At 56.9% G+C, this 26,424-nt stretch carries 25 protein-coding genes; 15 read left to right on the forward strand and 10 right to left on the reverse strand.

From position 1 onward, the window contains the following. Positions 1–4: 4 nt before the first annotated feature. Genes LC417_RS19390 through LC417_RS19400 form a run of 3 tightly spaced genes read left to right on the forward strand, consistent with a single transcriptional unit; the run spans position 5 to position 2,268 of the window. Positions 5–805 (forward strand): hypothetical protein, encoded by an 801-nt coding sequence (locus LC417_RS19390; RefSeq protein ID WP_223566246.1) that lies wholly within the window; start codon positions 5–7, stop codon positions 803–805. 29 nt (positions 806–834) lie between these two features. Next, positions 835–1,335: a YbaK/EbsC family protein gene (locus tag LC417_RS19395; RefSeq protein ID WP_010258916.1), complete on the forward strand. Its 501-nt coding sequence runs from the start codon at positions 835–837 to the stop codon at positions 1,333–1,335. Between the two features lie 21 nt (positions 1,336–1,356). Continuing rightward, on the forward strand, positions 1,357–2,268 hold the full coding sequence (locus tag LC417_RS19400; protein WP_223566247.1) for an EamA family transporter: 912 nt from the start codon (positions 1,357–1,359) through the stop codon (positions 2,266–2,268). Positions 2,269–2,349: 81 nt separating this feature from the next. Here LC417_RS19400 and ibpA read toward each other — a convergent pair whose 3' ends face one another. Further along, a complete protein-coding gene (gene ibpA / locus LC417_RS19405; protein ID WP_010258920.1) occupies positions 2,350–2,766 on the reverse strand; it encodes a small heat shock chaperone IbpA in 417 nt (138 codons plus the stop codon). 290 nt (positions 2,767–3,056) lie between these two features. Here ibpA and LC417_RS19410 point away from each other — a divergent pair, with 290 nt between their 5' ends. Next, complete coding sequence (locus tag LC417_RS19410) at positions 3,057–3,425, forward strand: YceK/YidQ family lipoprotein (RefSeq protein ID WP_223564587.1); 369 nt, start codon at positions 3,057–3,059, stop codon at positions 3,423–3,425. On the opposite strand, the gene LC417_RS19415 is transcribed toward LC417_RS19410, so the two are convergent. The 7 genes from LC417_RS19415 to dnaA form a co-directional block, all read right to left on the reverse strand. Next, the gene (locus LC417_RS19415) at positions 3,400–4,659 is read right to left on the reverse strand and encodes a DUF3748 domain-containing protein (protein ID WP_223566248.1); all 1,260 of its coding nucleotides are present in this window, start codon (positions 4,657–4,659) and stop codon (positions 3,400–3,402) included. The two genes, LC417_RS19410 and LC417_RS19415, sit on opposite strands and share 26 nt — an antisense overlap. Positions 4,660–4,774: 115 nt before the next feature. Continuing rightward, a complete protein-coding gene (yidA, locus tag LC417_RS19420; RefSeq protein ID WP_010258924.1) occupies positions 4,775–5,584 on the reverse strand; it encodes a sugar-phosphatase in 810 nt (269 codons plus the stop codon). Positions 5,585–5,683: 99 nt separating this feature from the next. After that, positions 5,684–6,163 carry a YhcH/YjgK/YiaL family protein gene (locus LC417_RS19425; protein ID WP_010258925.1) on the reverse strand — a complete coding sequence of 160 codons (480 nt, stop codon included), beginning with the start codon at positions 6,161–6,163 and terminating at the stop codon, positions 5,684–5,686. A 192-nt stretch (positions 6,164–6,355) separates the two neighbouring features. Then, positions 6,356–8,764, reverse strand: a complete 2,409-nt coding sequence (gene gyrB / locus LC417_RS19430) for a DNA topoisomerase (ATP-hydrolyzing) subunit B (protein ID WP_223566249.1) — start codon at positions 8,762–8,764, stop codon at positions 6,356–6,358. Between the two features lie 18 nt (positions 8,765–8,782). Then, complete coding sequence (gene recF, locus LC417_RS19435) at positions 8,783–9,868, reverse strand: DNA replication/repair protein RecF (RefSeq protein ID WP_010258927.1); 1,086 nt, start codon at positions 9,866–9,868, stop codon at positions 8,783–8,785. Positions 9,869–10,182: 314 nt separating this feature from the next. After that, positions 10,183–11,283, reverse strand: coding sequence for a DNA polymerase III subunit beta (gene dnaN, locus LC417_RS19440; protein ID WP_010258930.1), 1,101 nt, complete (start codon positions 11,281–11,283; stop codon positions 10,183–10,185). A gap of 4 nt (positions 11,284–11,287) precedes the next feature. Then, complete coding sequence (gene dnaA / locus LC417_RS19445; protein ID WP_223566250.1) at positions 11,288–12,703, reverse strand: chromosomal replication initiator protein DnaA; 1,416 nt, start codon at positions 12,701–12,703, stop codon at positions 11,288–11,290. A 597-nt stretch (positions 12,704–13,300) separates the two neighbouring features. Here dnaA and rpmH point away from each other — a divergent pair. From rpmH to LC417_RS19480, 7 genes are all read left to right on the forward strand, one after another. Further along, the gene (rpmH, locus tag LC417_RS19450) at positions 13,301–13,441 is read left to right on the forward strand and encodes a 50S ribosomal protein L34 (protein WP_003849659.1); all 141 of its coding nucleotides are present in this window, start codon (positions 13,301–13,303) and stop codon (positions 13,439–13,441) included. A gap of 14 nt (positions 13,442–13,455) precedes the next feature. Continuing rightward, entirely contained in the window at positions 13,456–13,815 is a 360-nt protein-coding gene (gene rnpA, locus LC417_RS19455) for a ribonuclease P protein component (protein ID WP_008926396.1), read from the forward strand. Further along, positions 13,779–14,036 (forward strand): membrane protein insertion efficiency factor YidD, encoded by a 258-nt coding sequence (gene yidD, locus LC417_RS19460; RefSeq protein WP_008926397.1) that lies wholly within the window; start codon positions 13,779–13,781, stop codon positions 14,034–14,036. Before rnpA ends, yidD begins: the two co-directional genes overlap by 37 nt. Positions 14,037–14,038: 2 nt before the next feature. Further along, entirely contained in the window at positions 14,039–15,685 is a 1,647-nt protein-coding gene (gene yidC, locus LC417_RS19465; RefSeq protein WP_010258933.1) for a membrane protein insertase YidC, read from the forward strand. A 92-nt stretch (positions 15,686–15,777) separates the two neighbouring features. Next, a complete protein-coding gene (gene mnmE, locus LC417_RS19470; protein ID WP_010258935.1) occupies positions 15,778–17,142 on the forward strand; it encodes a tRNA uridine-5-carboxymethylaminomethyl(34) synthesis GTPase MnmE in 1,365 nt (454 codons plus the stop codon). A 265-nt stretch (positions 17,143–17,407) separates the two neighbouring features. Next, entirely contained in the window at positions 17,408–17,998 is a 591-nt protein-coding gene (locus tag LC417_RS19475) for a malonic semialdehyde reductase (RefSeq protein ID WP_010258936.1), read from the forward strand. Between the two features lie 169 nt (positions 17,999–18,167). Beyond that, a complete protein-coding gene (locus LC417_RS19480) occupies positions 18,168–18,917 on the forward strand; it encodes a 4'-phosphopantetheinyl transferase superfamily protein (protein ID WP_010258937.1) in 750 nt (249 codons plus the stop codon). A gap of 36 nt (positions 18,918–18,953) precedes the next feature. Here LC417_RS19480 and LC417_RS19485 read toward each other — a convergent pair whose 3' ends face one another. Continuing rightward, on the reverse strand, positions 18,954–20,267 hold the full coding sequence (locus tag LC417_RS19485; RefSeq protein ID WP_010258938.1) for an NCS2 family permease: 1,314 nt from the start codon (positions 20,265–20,267) through the stop codon (positions 18,954–18,956). Between the two features lie 152 nt (positions 20,268–20,419). Here LC417_RS19485 and yieH point away from each other — a divergent pair, with 152 nt between their 5' ends. Both yieH and LC417_RS19495 read left to right on the forward strand, forming a co-directional pair. Further along, positions 20,420–21,079: a 6-phosphogluconate phosphatase gene (gene yieH, locus LC417_RS19490; protein WP_010258939.1), complete on the forward strand. Its 660-nt coding sequence runs from the start codon at positions 20,420–20,422 to the stop codon at positions 21,077–21,079. An 11-nt stretch (positions 21,080–21,090) separates the two neighbouring features. Beyond that, complete coding sequence (locus LC417_RS19495) at positions 21,091–22,023, forward strand: GlxA family transcriptional regulator (RefSeq protein WP_223566251.1); 933 nt, start codon at positions 21,091–21,093, stop codon at positions 22,021–22,023. Here the strand turns inward: LC417_RS19495 and LC417_RS19500 are convergent. Then, complete coding sequence (locus LC417_RS19500; RefSeq protein ID WP_010671618.1) at positions 22,008–23,003, reverse strand: acyltransferase; 996 nt, start codon at positions 23,001–23,003, stop codon at positions 22,008–22,010. The genes LC417_RS19495 and LC417_RS19500 overlap by 16 nt on opposite strands. Positions 23,004–23,224: 221 nt before the next feature. Between LC417_RS19500 and glyQ the strand changes: the two genes are divergently transcribed. Next, positions 23,225–24,136: a glycine--tRNA ligase subunit alpha gene (gene glyQ, locus LC417_RS19505; protein WP_010258942.1), complete on the forward strand. Its 912-nt coding sequence runs from the start codon at positions 23,225–23,227 to the stop codon at positions 24,134–24,136. A 9-nt stretch (positions 24,137–24,145) separates the two neighbouring features. Beyond that, complete coding sequence (glyS, locus tag LC417_RS19510; protein WP_223566252.1) at positions 24,146–26,215, forward strand: glycine--tRNA ligase subunit beta; 2,070 nt, start codon at positions 24,146–24,148, stop codon at positions 26,213–26,215. Positions 26,216–26,424 lie beyond the last annotated feature (209 nt).

The following is a 26,424-nucleotide window of genomic DNA, read 5'->3' on the forward strand; positions in this document are numbered from 1 at the left end:
AAACATGGCAATTTTCAATCAGTTCCGCGTGATTAATCCCAACATGTTTGTGGAATCGACCTGGCTGGATGACATCGTCACCGCACGGGTGCCGCTGCTGGTGCTGCGTAATTTCCTGACGCCAGAGGTGCGGGAAGCGGTGGTGACTGACCTGCAGAGCTGCCGGGAAAAGATCCGTGTCTCCCACTATCCCAATGGCGCGCTGACCACGCTCGGCCCCTATCTGGCGCGTCATACTGCGGCTCCCGATAACTACTTTACTGAGCTGCGCGATATCCAGCCGGCGTTGCCGCCCTCACTGAATACGCTGCGCGAACAGATTTACCGCTGGGTTCAGCATGCGCTGCGGCTGGAAAGTTTACGCATCGCCCACGAACCGGGTTGTGGAGACTACGCCGGTTCTATCGTGCGCTTTCATGCCAATGGCGTCGCGAACCCGCTGCATAACGACAATATCTTGCGCGACGCCGCAGAGACTTCGCTGGTGGTGACGCAAATCCTGCATCAGCTCAGCTGCGTGGTCTGCCTGCAGGAGTGCAACGCGGGCGGAGCACTGCGTATCTACAACAAAAAGTGGTCGCCAGAGGATGAGCAGTTCAAAACCGCCGGGGAGCTGGGTTATCGCAGTGGGGTGATTGAAAACAGCGAGATCTGCGAATTTTCACCACGCAGTGGCGATATCTATCTGTTTAATCCTGCGTTTTATCATGAGATCGATCGGGTCGAAGGCGATACCCGTATCACCATGGGTTTCTTTTTCGGGCTGACCGATAAAAAAATGAAGCACGCTATCGCCTGGAGCTAAGCCGGGTCGTGCCAGAACAGGAGAAGGGAATGACGACGTTTGAAAAAATCACTGCGCTGCTGGATCAGCAGCAGGCCAGCTACCGCGTGGTGGAACATGAGGCGATAGGGCAGACCGAACAGATCAGCCAGATACGCGGTAACCTGCTGGGCCAGGCGGCCAAAGCGATGGTGCTGGAGGTCAGCATGCCGGACGGTGCGCCATCGCGTCAGCTGCTGGCGATAGTGCCGGGCGACTGCCGGATCAATTTCAAAAGTGCGGCGCGCGCCATCGGCGGCAAAAAATCCTCTTTCGCCGCTCCGGAGCTGGCGCAGGCGCTGACGGGCTGTGTGATGGGCGCGGTACCGCCGTTTAGTTTTGATGACCGGCTGGCGCTGCGGGTGGATACCCGACTGCAACAGGTCGGAACGTTATGGTTTAACGCGGGCGAACTGGATAAGTCGATCGCGCTGGCTGTAGATGATTATTTTCGCATCGTGGGTGAAGGCTGCTGTGCCGATATCGCGACCCCGATTGCGGTCACCGCCTGACGGCAGGACAAGGAGTTTCTGATGTCGGTAAAAGATATGCTGTTAGCGCTGTGCGTGGTGGTGGCGTGGGGCGTCAATTTTGTGGTGATCAAGCTGGGGCTGCAGGGTATGCCGCCTTTTTTGCTCGCCGGGCTGCGTTTTACCCTGGTCGCCTTTCCCGCCATTTTCTTTGTGCGTCGCCCGCCGATTCCGCTGCGCTGGCTGGTGGTGTATGGCATGACCATCAGTTTTGGTCAGTTCGCCTTTCTGTTCCTGGCGATCAAGCTCGGCATGCCTGCCGGTCTGGCCTCGCTGGTGCTGCAGGCGCAGGCATTCTTTACCCTGTTGCTGGGCGCGCTGTTGCTGGCGGAGAAGCTGCGCTGGAATCATATCGTCGGGATTATCATCGCTACGCTGGGGATGTTTTTGCTGGCAACGGCAGGCATGGAAGGGCAGACCAGCGCCGGTATTACGCTGACCACCATGATGCTGACGCTGTCGGCGGCGCTCTCCTGGGGACTGGGTAATATCACCAATAAGATTATTATGCGGAACCGCAGCGTGCCGATCATGTCACTGGTGGTCTGGAGTGCGCTGGTGCCGATCGTTCCTTTCTTTGCCTGTTCGCTGCTGTTTGATGGTCAGGCCGCCATCGTTTATAGCCTGCTGCATATCGGCCTGCAGACCGTGCTGGCGCTGTTCTATCTGGCATTTGCCGCCACCATTGTGGGTTACGCTATCTGGGGGAATCTGCTGAGTCGCTACGAAACCTGGCGCGTCGCGCCGCTGTCGCTGCTGGTGCCGGTGGTGGGGATTATTACCGCCGCGCTGGTGCTGGATGAGCATCTCTCCGGGCAGCAGATGCTGGGTGCGGTGGTGATTATACTGGGGCTGCTGGTCAACGTGTTTGGTGGCGTGCTGGGTCAGCGCTTAGCGATGCGAACGCAGCCGTAAGGACAAGTCTGCCTTCAGATATAAGGGCAAAAAAAACGCCGCTAACGCGGCGTTTTTAATGACTGTTTCAGAACCTCAATATTACTTCAGAATCTCAATACGGCGTGGTTTCGCCTCTTCCGGCACCAGACGTTCAAGATCGATGCTCAGCAGACCATTCTCGAGACGGGCATCGCGCACCACAATGTGGTCGGCGAGCTGGAATTTACGCTCGAAGTTACGCTCGGCGATACCCTGATACAGGTATTTACGCTCGGTCTGCTCTTCAGGATGGGCACCCCGCACGATCAGCACGTTATCGTGCGCCGTGATATCCAGTTCGCTCTGAGCAAAACCGGCCACCGCAATAGTAATGCGATAGTGATTTTCATCGACCAGTTCAACGTTATAGGGAGGATAGCCGCCATTGCTCTGATTCTGATTAGATTCGAGCAGGTTAAACAGGCGATCAAAACCGATAGCAGAGCGATAAAGTGGGGTGAGATCAAAATTACGCATATTAAGACTCCTGAATTTCAGCAAGTTTTGGCAACCTTCCACTACTGGACAGGCTGTATACGGCACCCCACTGTCCCTTGCGGCAACGGTGAGTGCGTCCGTAAACTAAAAATGGGTGCCACAAGACCATTTTCAAGAGGGTGAAATGCAATTTTTTTCGCCAATTTGAGGAAATGACATACACTCAGGACTACATTTGCCAGACCCAGACGGACTTCGCCCCAGAGTGTTGACGTTGTCTGGCAAGCAAACTCAGCCAGGCTTATGCCATGACTGAAGGGATGATGATGATGAAATTGATGAAGACCTTACCTCTGGCTGGAGTGGTGTGCTGCGCAATGGCAACAACCGGCTGTTCCAGCGTGATGTCTCACACAGGTGCGAGTCAGGGCTACTATCCAGGCACCCGTGCCAGCGCTGATATGCTGTCAGATGGTGATACCAGCTGGGCGCTGAAGCCGCTGGCGTTAATCGATCTTCCTTTCTCTGCTGTGCTGGATACGCTGCTGCTGCCGTGGGACTACTACCGCAGCGACAAAGATAAATCTCTCGACTCTCCACGTGAACGCATCCTGCAGAGCGAAAGGCTGGCGCATACGCAGGAAAGCCTGGCGCAGGCGCAGCCTATGCCTCCTATGCGGTCACTGCCGCAACCGTAAAGAGTTGCCGCCAGCCATTCACCTCACGCATATAAGCAATCTGTGTACCATCAGGTGACCAGACCACCGCGTCACCTGATGGCGCCTCTTCTGTTCTGCGGGTCAGACGCTGACACGCGCCGCTCTCAACGTCACATCGCATCACGCTGTTATCGCAGACAAAAGCGATCGCCTGGCCGTCAGGATGCCAGCTAAAGGCGGACTGAATGCTGTGGCTGAGTCGGGTAATCTGACGCGGTTCGCCGCCGTTGGGGGAGACCGTCCAGAGCTGGATCACCTCTGCGGCATCCGCCATCAGAAACGCTATCTGGCTGCCATCCGGTGCGGCGCGCAGCCAGTGGCGTGGTTGCAGAGCCACACCACGGCTGTGCGTCAGGCGACGCTGCTGCACGCCAGCCGGTGGCGCAGGTAACTGCTGGCTGCTGCCCTCCAGCGGCATCTCTCCGGCGCGGGCGTAATCCTCCAGCGCATCAGGCAGATCAACAATATAAACTTCAGGCCGTTTTTCGCCCTGCGCCGTCAGCGTGTCGCCAATAAAGGCGATCGCCCAGCGCTGCCAGCTGCCGTCCGGCTTCTGGTAGCCACGCTCACCGACCCAGCACTCCTCACAGGCACGATTAATCTGGTCACTGCCTGGCAGCGGTTCCGCATGCGTCTGGCTCACCAGCAGGCAAAACCAGGTGCCGTCATATTCGCGCGGATGTTGCTTTTCGGGCGTTACAGCGCAAAGGGGCACCGCGATGCCGACGTTGCGCAGATCGAGCCGGCTATCCAGTTCGTGCATCACGTGGTCATTGTAGGTAAAGCTCAGGCGAGAACCATCGGGACTGAAGACATGTACATGCGAGCCGCCACGCAGCGCGCCAGGGGTAAACGGCGGCGTGATATCGCAGGCATCCAGATTCACCGCCGCACCGTTCTGAACGATCACCCCGCGCCGGTGGTGGAAGTCATACTGCCAGCTGGCATCGGGATGTTCCGGGCCATGAATGCAGACGTAGCGCGGTGGCAGGTCGGGACTGACCGTCACGACGCCGACATGGGCACCATGCCGGGCCTGATAGAGCACCTCCACCTCACCGGTCATCACATTGACCCGCTCAATGGTCTGACTGGTAAACGATGCGCCCGATGGACGAACGTCAAACGCCAGCCACTGGCTGTCGGCAGTCCAGACATTAATATTGGTGAGCTGATGCTGACGGGCAGCAAAGGTGATCTGTTTTTCTGACATGATGAAACCCACGGAGAAAGAGTTGCCCGACAAATTACGCGATTCTGTTTTGCGGTGCAGCATTTTTGCCGGGTTAGCGGATCCGGGCCGAAGCGGCCCGGCAGAGAACAGGCCGTTACAGCACTAACTCTTCGATGGCATGCGCGACGCCATCTTCCATATTGGTTTTGGTGATGAACTGAGCAATTTTCTTAACAGAGTCAATGGCATTCCCCATTGCGACACCCGTTCCTGCGTATTCGATCATCGCCAGGTCATTCTCCTGATCGCCAATCGCCATCACTTCTTCCTGCTTCAGGCCGAGCTTCTCAGCCAGCATTTTGACGCCCTGGCCTTTATTCACCCGACGATCGAGGATTTCGAGGTAATAAGGCGCGCTCTTCAGGATGGTGTAGGTCTGCTGAGCATGCCCGGGCAGGCGGGCAATCGCCGCGTCTAGCAGGGCAGGCCGGTCGATCATCATCAGTTTCGGGAAGCGCATGGCACGATCCATCTCCTCCACCGCGCGGTAGCGCACCGGAATGCCGGTCAGGCTCGCTTCATGGATGGTGTATTCGCTGATGTCTTTGTTAGGGGTATAGAGATGGGTTTTGTCGAATGCCTGGAAATGTACGCCAAGCTCACGTGCCAGGTTCTCGATGTAGAGGTAGTCGTCAAAGGTCAGCGTCACTTCCGCCACGCACTCACCATCTTCGGCCTGATGAACCAGCGCACCGTTGTTGCTGATCGCGTACTGGCCGGGCGTCTGCATATCCAGTTCCATGAGATAGCGCTGGATACCTACAAACGGCCGGCCGGTGGTCAGCACAATCGACACCCCTTGCTGACGGGCGCGATCCAGGGCGGATTTCACCGCCGGTGTGATCTCATGTTGCGGGTTGAGCAGGGTGCCATCCATGTCGATAGCGATCAATTTAATAGCCATAGAGTCCTCGTAGCGTCTGGGTTTTGTTCAATGCTAGCGCGATTCAGCGCACATTGACCAGTTTCGTGGCAGGCGAGAACGGCCAGCTGATCACCAGTTTCAGGCGGTAAAGAGATCGCGGTGGATTTTAATCACGGCTTTTCGGATTGTTGCGGGTTCGCCAGGGGCGCAGCAGGGGCGATGGATATCGTGCGGGAAAAAGAGCGCGAACATGCCGGGCATCAGCGTAATCACAGACTCATTCAATATCTTCTGATAAAAAACGACGTCTCGCTGCTGGGCAAAATCTTCGGTGATGTGCTGGTCGGGATGGGCACGGGCCACGCCAATATTTTCGGTGCCTGCCAGCAGATACTGAATATCGATGTAGTTGAAGTGGGACTCCGCTTTGCGTGCGCTGGCCGGTTCGGTCATCATCTCCTGCACCAGACAGAACATTTTGTTGTCGGGCAGGATCTCATATTTGCCGGTTTCCAGCTGGCTGAAATCTGTGCTGGCAATCCAGCTTATCGCCTGATCGACTACCGGATGAAAGGCGTGACGTTCTCTGTCCCAGTCGTGACGATCGCAAACAATCATGGTGTAACTCCCTGTGTGGAATAGTGCGCGGTAAATGCGCAAAGAGGGGCAAGAGTAAGGGAGCTGACCGGGTTAAAACGTGATCGGGATCGCAGCATACGGGCAGGAAGGCACGCCCTGGCGGGTTTTCCGCCCGGACGGCACAAAAAAAAGGCCATCACCTGGGTGATGGCCTTTCATCTCTGATGCCGGTTAAATATCGATATTGGCGGCTTTCAGCGCATTTTCTTCGATGAAGGCGCGGCGCGGTTCAACCGCATCGCCCATCAGGGTAGTGAACAGCTGATCAGCGCCAATCGCATCTTTAATGGTGACGCGCAGCATGCGACGGCTGTCTGGATCCATGGTGGTTTCCCACAGCTGCTCCGGGTTCATCTCGCCCAGACCTTTGTAGCGCTGGACCGAGAGGCCGCGACGCGACTCTTTAATCAGCCACTCAATCGCCTGTTCGAAGCTTGCCACTGGCTGACGACGCTCGCCACGCTCGATGTAAGCATCCTCTTCCAGCAGACCACGCAGTTTGCTGCCCAGAGCGCAGATTTTGCGGTACTCAGGACCCTGAATGAAATCAGCATCCAGCGGATAGTCAGTATCTACACCGTGGGTACGGACGCGCAGTACCGGCTCGAACAGGTTTGATTCGCGGTTTTCACGCACCTGTGCCAGATAGGTGCTGCCATGCGCTTCGCGTTCAGTCAGATAGCTCACCAGACCATTCAGCCAGGTTGTAACCTCTGCTTCGCTGGTCAGGTAGCTCAGCGTGTCGTGATAAATCATCGCACGCAGCATGGCCATCGGATAACGGCGCTCCATACGCTTGATCATCTTCTGGGTGCTGTTGAAGTCAGTGACCAGCGTCTCCAGCGGCTCACCGCCCAGCGCCGGCGCGCTGGCATTGGTGTGCAGCGTCGCGCCATCAAGCGCGATAGCGATCTGGTATTGATCCATCGCTTCATCATCTTTGATGTACTGCTCCTGCTTGCCTTTCTTCACTTTGTAGAGTGGCGGCTGGGCGATATAAACGTGGCCGCGCTCAATGATTTCAGGCATCTGACGATAGAAGAAGGTCAGCAGCAGGGTACGGATGTGCGAACCATCGACGTCGGCATCGGTCATGATGATGATGCTGTGATAGCGCAGCTTGTCCGGGTTGTACTCGTCGCGACCAATACCGCAGCCCAGCGCGGTGATCAGCGTGGCCACTTCCTGGGAGGCGAGCATCTTGTCGAAACGCGCTTTCTCAACGTTAAGAATCTTACCTTTCAGCGGCAGAATCGCCTGGTTTTTACGGTTACGGCCCTGTTTGGCCGAGCCGCCTGCGGAGTCACCCTCCACCAGGTAGATTTCAGACAGCGCCGGGTCGCGCTCCTGGCAATCCGCCAGTTTGCCTGGCAGACCCGCCAGGTCCAGCGCGCCTTTACGGCGGGTCATTTCACGGGCGCGGCGTGCCGCTTCACGGGCACGGGCAGCGTCGATGATTTTGCCGACTACAATTTTGGCGTCTGAAGGGTTTTCCAGCAGGTATTCAGCCAGCAGTTCATTCATCTGCTGCTCAACCGCTGTTTTCACCTCGGAGGAGACCAGTTTATCTTTGGTCTGCGAGGAGAATTTAGGATCCGGCACTTTCACCGAAACCACAGCGATCAGACCTTCACGGGCATCATCACCGGTGGCGCTGACTTTGGCCTTCTTGCTGTAACCCTCTTTTTCCATGTAGGCATTCAGGGTACGGGTCATCGCTGAACGGAAACCGGCGAGGTGTGTACCGCCGTCGCGCTGTGGGATGTTGTTGGTAAAGCAGTAGATATTTTCCTGGAAGCCGTCGTTCCACTGCAGCGCCACTTCCACACCAATGCCATCTTTCTCGGTAGAGAAATAGAACACGGTAGGGTGAATCGGGGTTTTGTTTTTGTTGAGGTACTCAACAAACGCCCGGATGCCGCCTTCATAGTGGAAGTGATCGCTTTTGCCATCACGCTTATCATCCAGACGAATCGACACGCCGGAGTTCAGGAATGAGAGTTCACGCAGGCGTTTCGCCAGGATGTCATACTCAAAATCGCGCACGTTGGTAAAGGTTTCGTGGCTCGGCCAGAAACGCACACGGGTCCCGGTAATGTCGGTCTCACCCGTCACCGCCAGCGGTGCCTGCGGTACGCCATGGACGTAAATCTGCTGATGCACTTTGCCTTCGCGACGAATGGTCAGCTCCAGCTTCTGCGACAGGGCGTTAACCACGGAGACGCCCACGCCGTGCAGGCCGCCGGAGACTTTATAGGAGTTATCATCGAACTTACCGCCAGCATGCAGCACGGTCATGATCACTTCAGCGGCAGAGATGCCCTCTTCTTCGTGAATACCGGTAGGAATGCCGCGTCCATCATCCTGCACCGATACGGAGTTATCGGCATGGATGGTGACCACAATGTCACTACAGTGACCAGCGAGCGCTTCGTCGATTGCGTTATCCACGACCTCGAATACCATGTGATGCAGACCGGTACCGTCATCGGTATCGCCGATATACATGCCCGGGCGTTTGCGTACCGCATCAAGTCCTTTCAGGACTTTAATACTTGAGGAGTCATAAGAATTCGACATCAACGTTTCTCGCTCATTTTAATCTTCAGGTTGAACCGCTATTTTACCCTGTTCCACGCGGAACATCTTGCCCTTTTCGTCGGTCATGTCGATTACATGTCCGGCAGAAATTGCGCTGACAAACACCTGAGCCTGAGTGGCTTTTAACCGTTCCGCCAACAGGCGTCGGCGGCTCTCATCCAGCTCAGAAGCAAAGTCATCAATGAGGTAAATACAGCGGCGTCCGCTCTGGCTTGTCAGGAACTCGCCCTGTGCCAGACGCAATGCACACATCAGCAGTTTTAACTGCCCGCGTGAGAGTAAATCTTCTACCGGCGTCCCTTCAGCCCGAATACGAAAATCCGCTTTATGGGGGCCGCTGGCGGTATAGGTCAGTGCGCGATCGCGCTCGAAGTTACGTTCCAGCAGTTCGGCGTAGTCGCTCTCTTTGTCCCAGCCACGCTGGAATGAGAAGCGCAGCTCAAATTCCGGCAGAAACTGGCCACAGGTGGCGGTGATCTCCGCTGAAATCGCCGCACTGTATTCCGCCCGCCACTGGCTGATCTGTTCAGCCAGCGGAACCAGCTCCTGATCCCAGGGACGAATCTGGCTGTAACGTGAGACCTGGCGCAGCGCCGCGTTCCGCTGTTTAAGCAGGCGGCGCATGTTGTTCCAGGCGTTAAAAAAGCCGGGGGTGTTATGAAAGCAGCCCCAGTCGACATAGGCTCTGCGATATTTGGGGCCGCCATTCAGCAAACTAAAGCCTTCAGGGGTGATTAACTGCATCGGCAACAGCTGCGCCAGCTCCGCGACCTTGTGACCATCGCTGCCATCAATGCGCACTTTGCTGTCACCGGCACGGTTTTTGGTCAGCCCGACTGAAATTTCCCGCTCTTTGTTTTCCAGACGCCCATGCAGCACAAACGCCGCCTCATCGTGACGAATCACGCGTCCCGCCTGCAGGCTGCGAAACGAACGGCCATGCCCCAGAGTATGAATCGCCTCTAAAACGCTGGTTTTACCACTGCCGTTGGCGCCGACCAGGAAATTAAAGCCGGGTGCCAGCTGCAGGTCAGCCTGCTCAATATTACGAAAATCTTTGATAAGAAGGCGGGTTAAAGCCATGAATCAGTCCAGCGTGAAGGGCAATAAAGTTTTGGGCCTGGCGATCCAGGGCGTCAACGGCAAAGCAGGTTTGCCCGATACCTCAGTCACCAGGCCGTCGGCGTCGCAGCTACGTTGCGCCCCGCCAGCGCACAGCCACCGGAGCGTACTGAAGTACGTGAGGATGGCGAGCACTGCCGGGGCACAACGTAGCAAGTAAGCCAGGCCGATATATTCTACAAGAAGCGCGCAGGCCCTGGGAGCATACTGAAATATGTGACCAGGGGCGAGCACTGCCCGGAATCAGAATGGCAAGTAAGCCAGGCCGATATATTCTACAAGCGCATGGGCATGACGACATAGGCCGCTGCCGGACTCGCCACATCCTCAATCTGCACGCTCGATACCGAATCGGTCAGCAGCAGACGGACGTTTTCGCACTTCAGCGCGTTGAGCACATCCAGCACGTAACTGACGTTGAAGCCAATCTCCAGTTCCGTGCCGTTATAGCTGACATCCAGCATCTCTTCCGCTTCTTCCTGTTCAGGGTTATTGGCGGTGATCTTCAGCTGATTTTCGGTGATATAGAGGCGAACACCGCGGAACTTCTCGTTAGAGAGGATAGCGGCGCGGGCAAAGGCCTGTTTGAGCAGATCGCAGCCCGCTTCCAGCGCTTTGTCGGGATTCTTCGGCAATACGCGACGATAATCGGGGAAACGGCCATCAACCAGCTTAGAGGTAAAGATGTAGTCGCCGACATGCGCACGGATATTGCTGCCGCCAATCTGAACCTGCAGCGGGGTATCGCCGCCATCCAGCAGACGCAGCAGTTCAATCACGCCTTTACGCGGCACAATCACCGAATGACTCGGCAGCGCCTGACCAATCGGCATGGAGCAGACGGCCAGACGGTGACCGTCAGTGGCCACGGTGCGCAGCTCTTCCCCTTCGGTTTCAAACATCATGCCGTTGAGGTAGTAACGCACATCCTGATGCGCCATCGAAAACTGGGTCGCTTCTATCAGCCGTTTCAGCGTTGCCTGCGGCAGGGTAAATTCAACTTCACTCTGCCAGTCGTCAAGATTCGGGAAGTCACTGGCGGGCAGGGTCGACAGCGAAAAACGGCTGCGGCCAGAGCGCACCAGCATGCGATCGCCTTCCAGTGCCAGAGTAATTTCTGCGCCATCCGGCAATCCGCGACAGATATCGAGGAATTTGCGCGCCGGAACGGTGGTGGATCCAGGCTCATGTGCCTGAGTCAGCGCCACGCGTGCGACCATCTCCATTTCCAGATCGGTACCGGTCAGCAACAGCGAACCTTCAGTTACCTGCAGCAGCAGGTTTCCAAGGATCGGCAGCGTCGGACGACCACCCAGGGGACCACTTACTTGTTGCAGCGGCTTCAGCAGCTGCTCACGTTCAACAATAAATTTCATAGCGTCAGGAAGATAATGTTCTGATGAGATTAGAGAAATCTTCTTTGATATCGTGGCTCTCTTCACGCAGCTGCTCAATCTTGCGGCAGGCATGAAGCACCGTTGTATGGTCGCGACCCCCAAAAGCATCGCCAATTTCTGGCAGGCTATGGTTGGTTAACTCTTTCGCCATCGCCATCGCCATCTGGCGCGGACGTGCCACCGAGCGCGAACGGCGCTTGGAAAGCAGATCCGCTACCTTAATTTTGTAGTACTCAGCCACGGTCTTCTGAATATTATCGATGGTGACCAGCTTTTCCTGCAGCGCCAGCAGATCGCGCAGCGCTTCGCGCACGAAGTCGATGGTAATCGCCCGGCCAGTAAAGTTGGCATTGGCGATCACGCGATTCAGCGCGCCTTCCAGCTCACGCACGTTAGAGCGTAACCGCTTGGCAATAAAGAAGGCGACTTCACCAGGCAGACGGATGTCGTTCTCATCCGCTTTTTTCATCAGGATCGCCACACGCGTTTCCAGCTCAGGCGGCTCGATCGCCACCGTTAAACCCCAGCCGAAACGTGATTTAAGACGATCTTCCACCCCGTTGATCTCTTTTGGATAGCGATCCGAGGTGAGGATGATCTGCTGATTGCCCTCTAATAAGGCATTAAAGGTGTGGAAGAACTCTTCCTGCGATCGCTCTTTATTAGCAAAGAACTGAATGTCATCGATCAGCAGCGCATCTACCGAACGGTAGTAGCGTTTGAACTCTTCAATCGCATTGTTCTGTAGTGCTTTAACCATGTCCTGCACGAAGCGCTCGGAGTGCATATAAACCACTTTTGCATTGGGTTTTCGGGCAATGATGCCGTTGCCCACCGCATGCAACAGGTGCGTTTTACCGAGACCGGTGCCGCCATACAGAAACAGCGGGTTGTAAGCGCCGCCTGGATTATCCGCCACCTGACGTGCCGCCGCGCGCGCCAGCTGGTTAGATTTACCCTCGACGAAGTTATCGAAGTTATGACGGTTGTTCACATTTGAGCGATAGGTGACGTCGGCCGGAGCCGGGACATTATCCCAGCTGGGACGCATGATCTGCGTCGGGGCCGGACGAATATGGCTCTGTACGGGCATCACGGGCGCGCTGACGCTGGCCATTACAGGCTGGCTGACCGCTGCCGCCTGCTGCTGAACCGGGCGCGTTCCCACTTCAAAACGCAGCGTGGGCACGTTTGGACCGCAGAATTCATTCAGCAGTGCATTGATACTATGAAGGTATTTGTCCCGAACCCAGTCGAGTACGAAGCGATTTGGAGCATACAAGGCAAGCGTATTGTCGTTTAACTCAGCCTGTAGTGGACGGATCCACATGCTGAATTCGGTGGCAGGAAGCTCATCCTGCAAACGGGCAAGACACTGTTGCCAAAGCGTAAGTGACACGGCGGACTCCACTCGTACAAATTCGAAAAGAATAGTAGGCGTTACTCTAAGAAACGTTCATTTTTGACACAGACGCTAAGAAAGCGCCTGCGACCGCTATCAGCGGTTTTCCGTCCTGCAATCACCGGAGGATCGTCAGCGGAAGGGCGGATCATAGCGCAAAGCGAGGCAGAGATCTTCCCTTTCTACACAGTTTTGATCCTTTTTATCCACAGGCCAGAGGCGCGCAAAGAAGTTTACGCCAGTTGCGGGAAAAACCAGCAGGGATCTGACGCAATCCATTAAAATTTCGGGCGACATCTCATTTTATCCCCAGGATCCGGCAAGCCGATCGCAATAAGATCCCGTGCGATCCTTGCGCTTTAGTGCGGAGCCCGTATAATTCTCCACCCGACATTGAGCCATCAGGCGCAAAGTCGGGACTCTGCGGGCTGTATGCGGGTTTTCAGGCACTATGACACGCGAAGTAAATTGACTCGGGACTGTACAATTATTACAATCCCGCCTCTTTATTAAAGACACATTGAGGCGTAGGTCGATTTTCTGGCCCGAAACGCGTCACCCAGTGAAAATTTTCAAGTTTAGGTAGAAACCGCCATGAAACGCACTTTTCAACCGTCCGTACTGAAGCGCAACCGTTCACACGGTTTCCGTGCTCGTATGGCAACAAAAAATGGTCGTCAGGTTCTGGCACGTCGTCGTGCTAAAGGCCGTTCTCGTCTGACCGTTTCTAAGTAATAAAGCAAGCCCTGATGGGTAAGCTCGCATTTCCCAGGGAGTTACGTTTGTTAACTCCCACTCATTTCACTTTCGTCTTCCAGCAGCCACAACGGGCTGGCACGCCGCAAATTACTATTCTCGGCCGCCTTAACGCGCTGGGGCATCCCCGCATCGGTCTCACCGTCGCTAAAAAACATGTGAAACGCGCTCATGAACGCAACCGGATCAAGCGATTGACCCGCGAAAGCTTTCGTCTGCGTCAACATGAACTGCCGTCGATGGACTTCGTGGTGGTCGCGAAGAAGGGGGTTGCCGATCTGGATAACCGTATGCTGGCGGAAGCGTTGGAGAAATTATGGCGTCGTCACTGTCGCCTGGCGCGCGGCTCCTGATCGTCCTGATACGCGTCTATCAACGCGGCATCAGTCCATTACTGGGACCACACTGTCGGTTTCACCCGACCTGCTCTCATTACGGAATTGAGGCATTACGCAGGTTCGGCCTGATAAAAGGCAGTTGGTTGACATTAAAACGCGTATTAAAATGCCACCCCTTGAACCCGGGTGGTGACGATCCTGTGCCGCCAAAAACCTTTGATACCAGAGAACATTAACGATGGATTCGCAACGCAATCTCTTTCTCATCGCTTTTCTGTTCGTGACCTTTATGATCTGGCAAGCCTGGCAGACGGACCACGCTCCGCAGCCACAGCAGACGCAGACCACACAAGGCACAAACAGCGTAGCGGGTGATACCGCCAGTCAGGGTGTACCGGCCAGCGGTCAGGGCCAGACGATCACCGTTAAGACTGATGTCCTGTCATTGAATATCAACACCCGAGGCGGTGATGTTGAACAAGCACAGCTGCTGACTTTCCCGGACAAACTGGGTTCTAACCAGCCGTTCCAGCTGCTTGAAACAACGCCAGCGTTCCTTTATCAGGCACAGAGTGGTTTGACCGGTCGTAATGGCCCGGATAATCCGAACAACGGCGCGCGTCCGCTGTTCAACGCTGCGCAGGATCACTTCGAGATGGCTGATGGCCAGTCCGAACTGCGTGTGCCGATGACCTACACCGCTGAAAATGGCGTGGTTTACACCAAAACCTTCATCTTCAAGCGTGGCGAATATGCCGTTAATGTCGATTATCATGTCAACAACACCACCCAGCAGCCGCTGGAAGTGTCGCTGTTTGGCCAGCTGAAGCAGACTATCGATCTGCCTAAGCATCGTGATACCGGCAGCAACAACTTTGCTCTGCACACCTTCCGTGGCGCGGCCTACTCCACCAGCGAGTCGAAATATGAGAAGTATAAATTCGACACCATCGCGGATAACGAGAACCTGAACGCCACCACCAGCAATGGCTGGGTTGCGATGCTGCAGCAGTACTTTGCAACGGCATGGGTTCCGCGTACCGAAGGCACCAACACCCTTTACACCAGCAACCTGGGTAATGGCGTGGCGGCGATTGGCTATAAATCTGCACCGGTCACCATTGCCGCGGGCGCACAGCAGAATCTGGGTGCAACGCTGTGGGTCGGCCCGGAAATTCAGGACAAGATGGCTGCGATTGCGCCGCACCTTGATCTGACCGTGGATTACGGCTGGTTGTGGTTTATCTCTCAGCCACTGTTCAAACTGCTGAAATTTATCCACAGCTTCATCGGTAACTGGGGCTTCTCCATTATCGTGATCACCTTCATCGTGCGCGGCATCATGTACCCGCTGACCAAAGCGCAGTACACCTCGATGGCGAAGATGCGCATGCTGCAGCCGAAAATTCAGGCGATGCGTGAGCGTCTGGGTGATGACAAGCAGAAGCAGAGCCAGGAAATGATGGCGCTGTATAAAGCAGAGAAAGTGAATCCGCTGGGTGGCTGTCTGCCGCTGGTGATTCAGATGCCAATCTTCCTGGCGCTTTACTACATGCTGTCAGGCTCGGTTGAACTGCGTCATGCGCCATTTATTCTGTGGATCCATGACCTGTCAGCGCAGGACCCGTACTACATCCTGCCGATTCTGATGGGCATCACCATGTTCTTCATTCAGAAGATGTCACCGACCACCGTGACCGATCCGATGCAGCAGAAGATCATGACGTACATGCCGGTGATTTTCACCGTGTTCTTCCTGTGGTTCCCGTCAGGTCTGGTGCTGTACTACATCGTCAGCAACCTGGTCACCATTCTCCAGCAGCAGCTGATTTATCGCGGCCTGGAAAAACGTGGTCTGCATAGCCGCGACAAGAAGAAAGCGTAAGCGATCCAGAGCGGGAGCAATCCCGCCCTAAAATAGTCTATTCTCAGGCGGTCAAAGCGACCGCCTGTGTTTTTTGTAGCGAGAGAAAATTTATGAGCCACAGCGATACCATTGTTGCCCAGGCGACGCCGCCCGGACGCGGCGGCGTAGGCATTCTGCGCGTCTCTGGCGCCCAGGCGGCAGAGGTCGCCCGCCAGCTACTGGGCAAACTGCCTAAGCCGCGTTACGCCGATTATCTGCCGTTCACCGATAGCGATGGCCGCGTGCTGGATCAGGGCATTGCGCTGTGGTTTCCTGGTCCTAACTCCTTTACTGGTGAAGATGTGCTGGAGCTGCAGGGCCACGGCGGCCCGGTGATCCTGGACCTGCTACTGAAGCGCATCGTGGCGCTGCCTGGCGTGCGTATCGCTCAGCCGGGTGAGTTTTCAGAACGTGCGTTTCTGAATGACAAGCTCGATCTGGCGCAGGCCGAAGCGATTGCTGACCTGATTGATGCCAGCTCTGAGCAGGCGGCGCGTTCGGCAGTGAACTCCCTGCAGGGCGTCTTCTCCACCCGTATCAATCATCTTGTGGAAGCACTCACTCACCTGCGGATCTATGTCGAAGCCGCTATCGACTTCCCGGATGAGGAGATCGATTTCCTCTCTGACGGCAGAATCGAAGCGCAGCTGAATACGGTGATCGGCGACCTGGATGCCGTCCGTGCCGAAGCACGTCAGGGCAGCCTGCTGCGTGAAGGGATGAAAGTGGTGATTGCGGGCCGGCCTAATGCGGGCAAATCGAGCCTGCTGAATGCGCTGGCGGGCCGTGACGCCGCCATCGTCACGGATATCGCAGGCACCACCCGTGACGTACTGCGTGAGCATATTCATATTGATGGCATGCCGCTGCATATCATCGACACCGCCGGTCTGCGTGAAGCCAGCGACGAAGTGGAGCGCATAGGGATTGAGCGCGCCTGGCAGGAGATCGAACAGGCTGATCGCGTGCTGTTTATGGTGGACGGCACGACGACCGATGCCACCGAAGCGGCGGCGATCTGGCCCGATTTCGTCTCCCGTCTGCCGCCCGAACTGCCGATTACCGTGGTCCGCAACAAGGCGGATGTCACCGGTGAGTCTCTCGGTCTGACAGAAGTAAATGGTCACTCACTGATTCGCCTGTCGGCACGCACCAGCGCGGGCGTGGACGAGCTGCGCGATCACCTGAAGCAGAGCATGGGCTTCGCCGGCAATATGGAAGGCGGCTTCCTGGCGCGTCGCCGTCATCTGCAGGCGCTGGAGCTGGCGGCAACGCACTTACAGCAGGGTAAAGCGCAGCTGCTCGGTGCCTGGGCCGGTGAGCTACTGGCGGAAGAGTTACGTCTTGCCCAGCAGGCGTTAAGCGAGATCACCGGCGAGTTCACTTCTGACGATCTGCTGGGTCGCATCTTCTCCAGCTTCTGTATCGGTAAATAACCGTGCTGGCCTGATAGCGTCCTGCTGTCAGGCCAGATTTCCTGCCACGCTGCCTCCCTGTTATTCCCGCCTCTGCGTTGATTCTTGCTGATATGTTATTTTGCGGCGGCACGGCATTGCCGTATAACGGTTGAAGCGCCGATCTGACGTGCGGCGACGGATTGCGGTGAGTGATCCCCGCCTCATCCCGCCGCGCCGGACCGGACGCAAACCCACTACGTGAACACCGTTGGGCGAACTTTTTCGCCTGAAACAGGAGAGTTGCATGAGTACACCGCTCGACACTGCCGCACTGGACACGCTGTTTAATGACGCCCGCACCCACAGTTACTGGCAGGCTAAGCCCGTCGATAACGCCCTGCTGGAGCAGCTCTATGCTTTAACGGCACTGGGCCCGACCTCGGCGAACTGCTCGCCTGCGCGATTTGTTTTCGTGACCTCGGCGGAAGGCAAAGAGAAGCTGAAACCGGCACTCTCTTCCGGCAATCTGGAAAAAACCATGAGCGCGCCGGTCACGGTGATTGTGGCCTGGGACCGCGAGTTCTATGAGCAGCTGCCCGCCCTGTTCCCGCATGCTGATGCGCGCAGCTGGTTTACCGGCAGCCCAGAAGCGGCAAAAGAGACCGCTTTCCGTAACAGCAGCCTGCAGGCGGGCTACCTGATTCTGGCGGCGCGTTCGCTGGGTCTGGATGCCGGTCCGATGTCCGGTTTTGATCCGGCCAAAGTCAATGACGCCTTTTTCCCCGACGGTCAGTATCAGGTTAACCTGCTGATTAACCTTGGCTATGGTGACGCATCAAAACTGCATCCGCGCCTGCCGCGACTGAGCTTTGAGCAGGCGAGCCGTTTCGCCTGATGCTGCCCGCGTCGCGATTCGAATCGCGACGCTTATCTCTGGTCGATCCCCGCGACTCTGCTCATCCTAATCCGAATTTATCCCAATCTGTGCGTTGCCAGGTGCATTAAGGTAAGAAAATTCCTACAATGCTTCTGATGATTATCTGACCATTTTCACGGAGCGACAGATGGCTGGTCATTTTGTACGCTGGACGGGCGATCCCGGCTTCCCGGCTAATGATTTACGCATTCCCCAGGCTATCACCGACACGGCACAGCAGTTTGCTGACAAACGCCGTGGGCGATTTCTTGCCGCCCGTACCCTGCTGGCACAACTGATGCTACGGGTTTATGGCATTGGCGAACTGCCGCGCCTGCTTATCCAGAGCAACGGACGCCCCGTTTTTGCTGACAGCGATCTGCCCGATTTCAGCATCGCCTATGCGGGTAATACGGTGGGTGTGCTGCTGGCCGAAGAGGGTGGACGTGCCGGTCTGGATATGGAGATTGTGCATGCCAGAAGCCGTCAGACTCAGGAGCAGCTGATTCAGGGATTAACCTCGGGCGAGATCGCCTGGATCAATGCCCAGCAGGATGCCATGGAGGCGGTGACGCAGATCTGGACATTACGCCAGAGCATTCTCAAGCTGACGGGAGAGGGCGATCGGGGACTGGATTCGCTGCGCCTGTTGCCCGGTGCGGGTCGGCTGCGATCTTCACTCTATCCCGATATTCAGGTGGTGTGTGATGCGGAGCCCATGCTGGTCTGGTCGTGTGCGCTGTCGTCTGCGACTCAGCGTCTGCATCTGTGGGAGATGGATAACGCCTTTCAGTGGCACGCATTACGCGAAATAGAGATGGGTAAGCCCAACATCGGGCCTCATGCTCTGCGGCTGACCAGCCTGCCCAGCGAGCGCAGCCTGCATCCTGAAATGTAAAAAGCCGCAACCCGGAGGTTGCGGCCCTGAATGCGCTTAGTGCGCGTCTACAAAAACAATCTTCAGCACAAACAGCAGAGCAACAATCACTACGCAGGGGCTGATTTCACGCCAGCGGCCAGTACCCAGCTTCATGACGCAGTAAGCGATGAATCCCAGCGCAATGCCTTCGGTGATGGAAAAGCTGAAGGGCATCATGGCGGCGGTCACAAACGCCGGAACGGCTTCGGTCAAATCATCCCAGCGAACGCGCGACAGGCTGGCGGTCATTAACACCCCAACGTAAATCAGCGCGCCCGCAGCGGCGTAGGACGGCACCATCGCGGCCAGCGGTGACAGGAAGGTCACCAGCAGGAACAGCAGGCCGGTGACCACGGCCATCAGGCCGGTACGGCCACCAATCGCCACGCCCGAGGTGCTTTCGATATAGGCGGTCACGGATGAGGTGCCTGCCAGCGCGCCACTCACTGAACTGATGCTGTCGACATAGAGCGCCTGCTGCATGCGCGGGAAAGTGCCGGTTTCATCAGTCAGTCCCGCTTTGTCGGTGACGCCGATCAGCGTGCCGGAGGAGTCGAACAGGTTGACCAGCATAAAGGAGAAGATTACGCCTGCCATGCCGATGTTGAAGGCGCCTTTGATATCCACCTGGCCAACCACAGAAGTAATGGAAGGCGGCGCAGAAAACAGGCCGACAAACTTCACGTCGCCCAGCATCCAGCCGATAGCGGTGGTAACCACCATCGAGATCAGCACTGCCGCGTGGATATTGCGTGATGCCAGAATAGCGATGATAAAGAAGCCCAGCGCGCCCAGCAGTACGCTGTGCGAGGTCAGGTTCCCCACGGCCACCAGGGTATCGGGATTCGGCACGATAATACCGGCATTCTTCAGCCCCATCATGGCGATAAACAGGCCGATACCGGCGGTAATGCCGACACGCAGGCTCAGCGGGATATTGGCAATCATCCAGTAGCGAACCCGCAGTAGCGTCAGGATCAGCAGGCCGACCGCACCCCAGAAGATCGCGCCCATACCCACCTGCCACGAATAGCCCATCGCGCCAACCACCACAAAGGCGAAAAAGGCGTTCAGCCCCATTGCGGGCGCCAGCGCCACCGGCAGATTGGCAAACAGTCCCATCAGAATGCTGCCAAAGGCGGCAATCAGACAGGTGGTCACAAACACCGCCTGGGTATCCATGCCGGCGACGCCGAGGATCTGCGGATTGACGAAGACGATGTAGACCATCGTCAGAAAGGTGGTGATACCCGCGATCACTTCGGTGCGCACCGTGGTGCCATGTTCCTGCAGCCTGAAGATGCGCTGCAAAACGCCTTGCTTGCTCATGCCATCCATCCAGAAGAAAAAATCATCGGCGCGTATCCTGGCGATTTTACCGGGGCAATACAATGATTTTTCGCAACCGATTGCCAGTCTCGCAATCTGCGCTGAGTGCGGTAGAGTGTGGAGCACACCCCTGAATCGAAGGATAGAGTCTGATGTCAGTAGAATGCGTCTTTTTTGATTGCGATGGCACGCTGGTGGACAGTGAGTTGCTCTGTACCCAGGCCTACGTCAACACCTTTGCCCGTTACGGCCTGGAACTGTCGCTGCAGCAGATGTTTGAGAAGTATAAGGGCGTCAAACTCTACGACATTATTCGTGACGTCGGCGACGCGCATCAGGTGACGCTGCCGATGGAAGAGGTGGAGACCGCCTATCGCGCAGAGGTCGCGCGGCTGTTTGATCAGCAACTGCAGCCCATCCCGGGCGCGAAAGCGCTGGTTGAGCAGATCAAGGTACCGATGTGCGTGGTTTCAAACGGGACGGTAAAAAAGATGCAGCACTCGCTGGGCTTAACCGGCATGCTGCCGCTGTTTGCGGAGCACCTCTACAGCGGCTATGACATTCTGCACTGGAAGCCTGATCCGGAACTGATGTACCACGCGGCAGAACAGATGCAGGTGCCGATTGAGCGCTGCATTCTGGTGGATGACTCCGAAGCGGGCGCCCGCGCCGGTATCGCCGCTGGCATTCCGGTCTACTACTACTGCGCTGATCCGCACAACCCTGAACTGGATCACCCGCTGGTGACGCGCTTCGACGATATGGCGCAACTGCCTGCGCTGTGGCGCGCCCGTGGCTGGGATCTGGTGTAGCGCGGGCCAGCATGACACACACCGTCTGGTTTTTAACCCTGCCCGGCGTGATGGCGCTGGATCTCACCGGACCGGCCGAGACGCTGAAGCTGGCGGGCGATCACTTTACGCTGCGCTACATCGGCCCGCAGCCGGAGGTGGTCTGCTCCACCGGCATGACCATTGGCGGCATCGAACCGTTACCTGATCAGTTGCCCGCCGGGAGTCTGCTGGTGGTGCCTGGCGTCTATGACTCGCAGCTCTGTTACGCCACGCCGCAGGCCGGAGAGGCTCGCGACTGGCTGATGCGCCAGCACGCCGCGCTGCGCGCGCAGACCTTTATGCTGGTCTGCGTCTGCTCGGGGGCGCTGCTGGCGGCGCAGGCAGGCATGCTGGATGACGTGCTCTGCACCACTCATCATGATGTGATTGCCCGTCTGAAAGCCGCGGCCCCGCGCGCACGGGTGCAGGAGAACCGGGTGTTTGTCGGGCATGAGAATATCTGGACCAGCGCAGGCATCACGGCGGGAATCGATCTGGCGCTGCATCTGATTAATCAGCTCTGTGATACGCAAACCGCGCTGGCGGTAGCGCGGGAGATGGTGGTCTGGTTCCGCCGTGCCGGTGACGATCCGCAACTTTCGCCGTGGCTGCGTTACCGCAACCACATGCATCCGGCCATTCACCGGGCGCAGGATCTGATGACTGCCCATCCTGAGCACGGCTGGACCCTGACCGAGCTGGCTGGACGCACGCATGTCAGCAGCCGCCATCTGGCGCGGCTGTTTCGCCAGCATCTGGGGATTAGCGTGCGTGAATACCATGAGCAGCTGCGGGTTGGCGTGGCACGCCAGCGTCAGCAGCAGGGTGAATCTGCCGAAAAAGCGGCGCTGGCGGCGGGGTTTTCATCTGCGCGCCAGCTACGGCGCGCCCGCCAGCGTGAAGCCGATCAGCTGACAAAGTGACGGGTATCGACGCGTTTCAGTGCCATACCCAGCAGCAGGCTGCCGCCCAGCGTCAGCCCGAACACCCAGGGCAGGTCGAGCCACGGACGTGACATATCATCGTAATGATGCGTTCGCAGGTAGTGAATGAACAGCGCATGAAAGCCGTAGATCGGCAGTGAATAGCGTGCAATCACCGTTAAACCCGGCAGCGTGCGCTGGTTCAGGCTGTTTTTAAACACGATCAGCAGGCTGATCGCGGCGATAAACACCAGCGGTCCGCAGTAGAGATACCAGGTGTCATTAAACGCCCCGTTGACGATCAACGCCTGTTTCGTCCCTAACGTAATGCCAATCACACAGGCGATAAACAGCCCGGCAGCCAGCGGCGTCAGGCCGCGCCGGGTCGTCTCCATCGTGCCGATAGCCCGTCCCAGCAGCGCATAGAGCAGGTAGTAGATACTGTCACCGCTGACATAGAGATTAACCGGCAGAAAGTGAAACGGCCCCAGCGACTGGCTGACCGTATTGGGATTGGCGAGCACCGCCAGCACCAGCACCAGCAGCGCCACGTAGCGCGCCTGCACGGTTTTTACCTGGATCAGGGGCGACAGCAGATAGATGCCGATCAGCGCAAAGAAGAACCACAGGTGATAAAACACCGGCTTCTGCAGCATCTTCAGGATTGATCGCCCTTCGCTGATGGGGGTCAGCCAGGTGATATAGGCCAGCGATACCGCGCTGTAGAACAACAGACAGAGCACCAGCCGGAGCATATGGCGCGGCTGGGCGCTGCGTTCGCCAAAAAACAGATAGCCGGAGATCATAAAGAACAGCGGAACACAGACGCGTGATGCTGAGTTCAGCAGATTAGCCGCATCCCAGGTGATGCCAGTCACCGCCATCGGCCCGGTGATATACCAGGTGGTGGTATGAATCACGATCACCATCAGGCAGGCAACCGCGCGTAAATTATCGATCCAGTAAATCTTTTGCGGCATGGCATCCTCTTGCGCATCGCGTCCGTGCGCAAAAGGGTAGCCAAATGCGACCAGAGCAACAACTGCTGCCAGCAGGATTCGGAGCCATCTGTATGCCAGCGCCCTGAATCACCGCGAAAACGCGCCGGTAGCGCCTGGGATTTACGGCTGCACATCGCGCGGTCAAAGGGTATACTGTCGGCCTCTTTTTTTAATCTAACCGAAGCGCGTGCACACTCAACATGCAAAAGTTTGATACCAAAACCTTTCAGGGGCTGATCCTGACCTTGCAGGATTACTGGGCGCGTCAGGGCTGCACCATTGTCCAACCGCTGGACATGGAAGTGGGCGCTGGCACTTCACACCCGATGACCTGCCTGCGCGCACTCGGCCCGGAGCCGATCGCCGCCGCTTACGTGCAGCCATCACGCCGTCCTACCGATGGCCGCTACGGTGAAAACCCGAACCGCCTGCAACACTATTACCAGTTCCAGGTGATCATCAAACCCTCACCGGATAACATTCAGGAGCTCTATCTTGGCTCGCTGAAAGAGCTGGGTATGGACCCGACGGTGCATGACATTCGCTTCGTGGAAGATAACTGGGAAAACCCGACGCTGGGTGCCTGGGGACTCGGCTGGGAAGTGTGGCTCAACGGCATGGAAGTGACGCAGTTCACCTACTTCCAGCAGGTTGGCGGCATGGAGTGTAAGCCGGTGACCGGCGAGATCACCTACGGTCTGGAGCGTCTGGCGATGTACATCCAGGGCGTCGACAGCGTTTACGATCTGGTGTGGAGCGACGGTCCGCTGGGCAAAACCACCTACGGCGACGTGTTCCATCAGAACGAAGTGGAGCAATCCACCTATAACTTCGAATACGCCGACGTTGATTTCCTCTTTACCTGCTTCGAGCAGTATGAGAAAGAGGCGCAGCATCTGCTGGCGCTGGAAAAACCGCTGCCACTGCCCGCCTACGAACGCATTCTTAAAGCGGCACACAGCTTCAACCTGCTGGATGCCCGCAAAGCGATCTCGGTAACAGAGCGTCAGCGCTATATTCTGCGCATTCGTACCCTGACCAAAGCCGTGGCTGAAGCTTACTACGCCTCTCGCGAGGCTATGGGCTTCCCGATGTGCAATAACAAAAAGTAAGAGGCAGCCATGACTGAACAAACCTTCCTGGTGGAGATCGGCACCGAAGAGCTGCCACCAAAAGCCCTGCGCAGCCTGGCAGAAGCCTTTGCCGCGCAGGTCACTGCTGAACTGGATGCCGCTAACCTGAGCCACGGCGAGGTCAACTGGTTTGCTGCGCCGCGTCGTCTGGCGCTGAAAGTCGCAAACCTGAGCGCCTCACAACCCGATCGGGAAGTAGAGAAGCGCGGACCGGCGATCTCTGCTGCGTTTGACGCTGACGGCAACGCGACCAAAGCCGCTGAAGGCTGGGCGCGTGGCAACGGCATTACCGTCGATCAGGCTGAACGTCTCGCCACCGATAAAGGCGAATGGCTGGTTTATCGCGCTCAGGTCAAAGGCGAAGCGGCCCAGGCGCTGCTGCCCGCAATGATCGCTACCGCGCTCAGCAAGCTGCCGGTGCCAAAACTGATGCGCTGGGGCAACAGCGATGTGCAGTTCGTCCGTCCGGTTCACACCGTGACGATGCTGCTGGGCGATGAGCTGATCCCTGGCACCATTCTGGGCATTAAGTCAGATCGGGTTATTCGTGGTCACCGCTTTATGGGTGAAAGCGAAATCACGCTCGACAACGCCGATCAGTACCCTGATGTGCTGGAAAAACGCGGCCAGGTCATTGCCGACTATCAGGTCCGCAAAGCGATGATTAAAGCCGATGCTGAAGCAGCAGCACGCCGTTTAGGCGGCAACGCTGATATCAGCGACAGCCTGCTGGAAGAGGTGACATCGCTGGTGGAGTGGCCGGTGGTCCTGACCGCGACCTTTGAAGAGAAATTCCTCAAGGTACCTGCGGAAGCGCTGGTCTACACCATGAAAGGCGATCAGAAGTATTTCCCGGTGTATGACAATGACGGCAACCTGATGCCGAACTTCATTTTCGTCACCAACATCGAATCCAGCGATCCGCGCCAGATTATCTCCGGCAACGAAAAAGTGGTACGTCCACGCCTGGCCGATGCGGAGTTCTTCTTTAATACCGACCGCAAAAAGCGTCTGGAAGATCACCTGCCGCGTCTGGAGACGGTGCTGTTCCAGAAAGAGCTGGGCACGCTGCGTGATAAAACCGATCGCATTCAGGCCCTCGCGGGCTGGATTGCCGGTGAAATTGGCGCAGATGTGAATTACGCCACCCGCGCGGGCCTGCTGTCGAAGTGTGACCTGATGACCAACATGGTCTTCGAGTTCACCGACACCCAGGGCGTTATGGGCATGCACTACGCGCGTCACGACGGCGAAGCCGAAGATGTGGCGGTGGCGCTGAATGAGCAGTATCAGCCGCGCTTTGCCGGTGACGCTCTGCCGTCCAGCCCTGTCGCCTGTGCACTGGCGATTGCCGATAAAATGGATACGCTGGCCGGTATTTTCGGCATTGGTCAGCATCCAAAAGGCGACAAAGATCCGTTCGCACTGCGTCGTGCGGCGCTGGGCGTGCTGCGTATCATCGTTGAGAAGAACCTGCCGCTCGATCTGCAGACTCTGACCGAAGAAGCGGTGCGCCTGTATGGCAGCAAGCTGAGCAACGCCCGCGTGGTGGATGATGTGATCGACTTTATGCTGGGTCGCTTCCGCGCCTGGTATCAGGAAGAGGGTCACAGCATCGACACGCTGCAGGCGGTTCTGGCGCGTCGTCCGACCCGTCCGGCTGACTTTGATGCACGCATGAAAGCGGTGTCTCACTTCCGTACGCTGGAAGCAGCCGCAGCACTGGCGGCGGCGAACAAGCGCGTCTCTAACATTCTGGCAAAATCGACTGAAACGCTGAATGAGAGCGTGCAGGCGTCGCTGCTGAAAGAGAACGAAGAGATCCAGCTGGCGACCTTTGTCACTGCGCTGAGCAGCAAGCTGCAGCCTTACTTCGCTGAAGGTCGTTATCAGGACGCGCTGGTCGAACTGGCACAGCTGCGTACTGCGGTAGACAACTTCTTCGATAAAGTGATGGTTAACGCCGACGATCAGGCGGTGCGGGTTAATCGCCTGACGCTGCTGTCAAAACTGCGTGAGCTGTTCCTGCAGGTCGCGGATATCTCGCTGCTACAGTAATGCTATTTGTTGTGCGAAAAAGGGACGAGTAATCGTCCCTTTTTTTATGGGATTTTTTGGCCTGATGTCTTCAACTCATACCTGAGTGTGACCGCTATGGCGGCCATTTTTTAGGATGCAAATGAATACGCTAAAGTGCCTAAACTGCCATTGCCGGTCATCAGAAATCGGCTGTTGTGATGCGCCAGGTGGTAAATATTATGTCTATA

The sequence above is a fragment of the Pantoea sp. OVA07A genome, from assembly GCF_019969975.1.
GTDB lineage: Bacteria > Pseudomonadota > Gammaproteobacteria > Enterobacterales > Enterobacteriaceae > Pantoea > Pantoea agglomerans.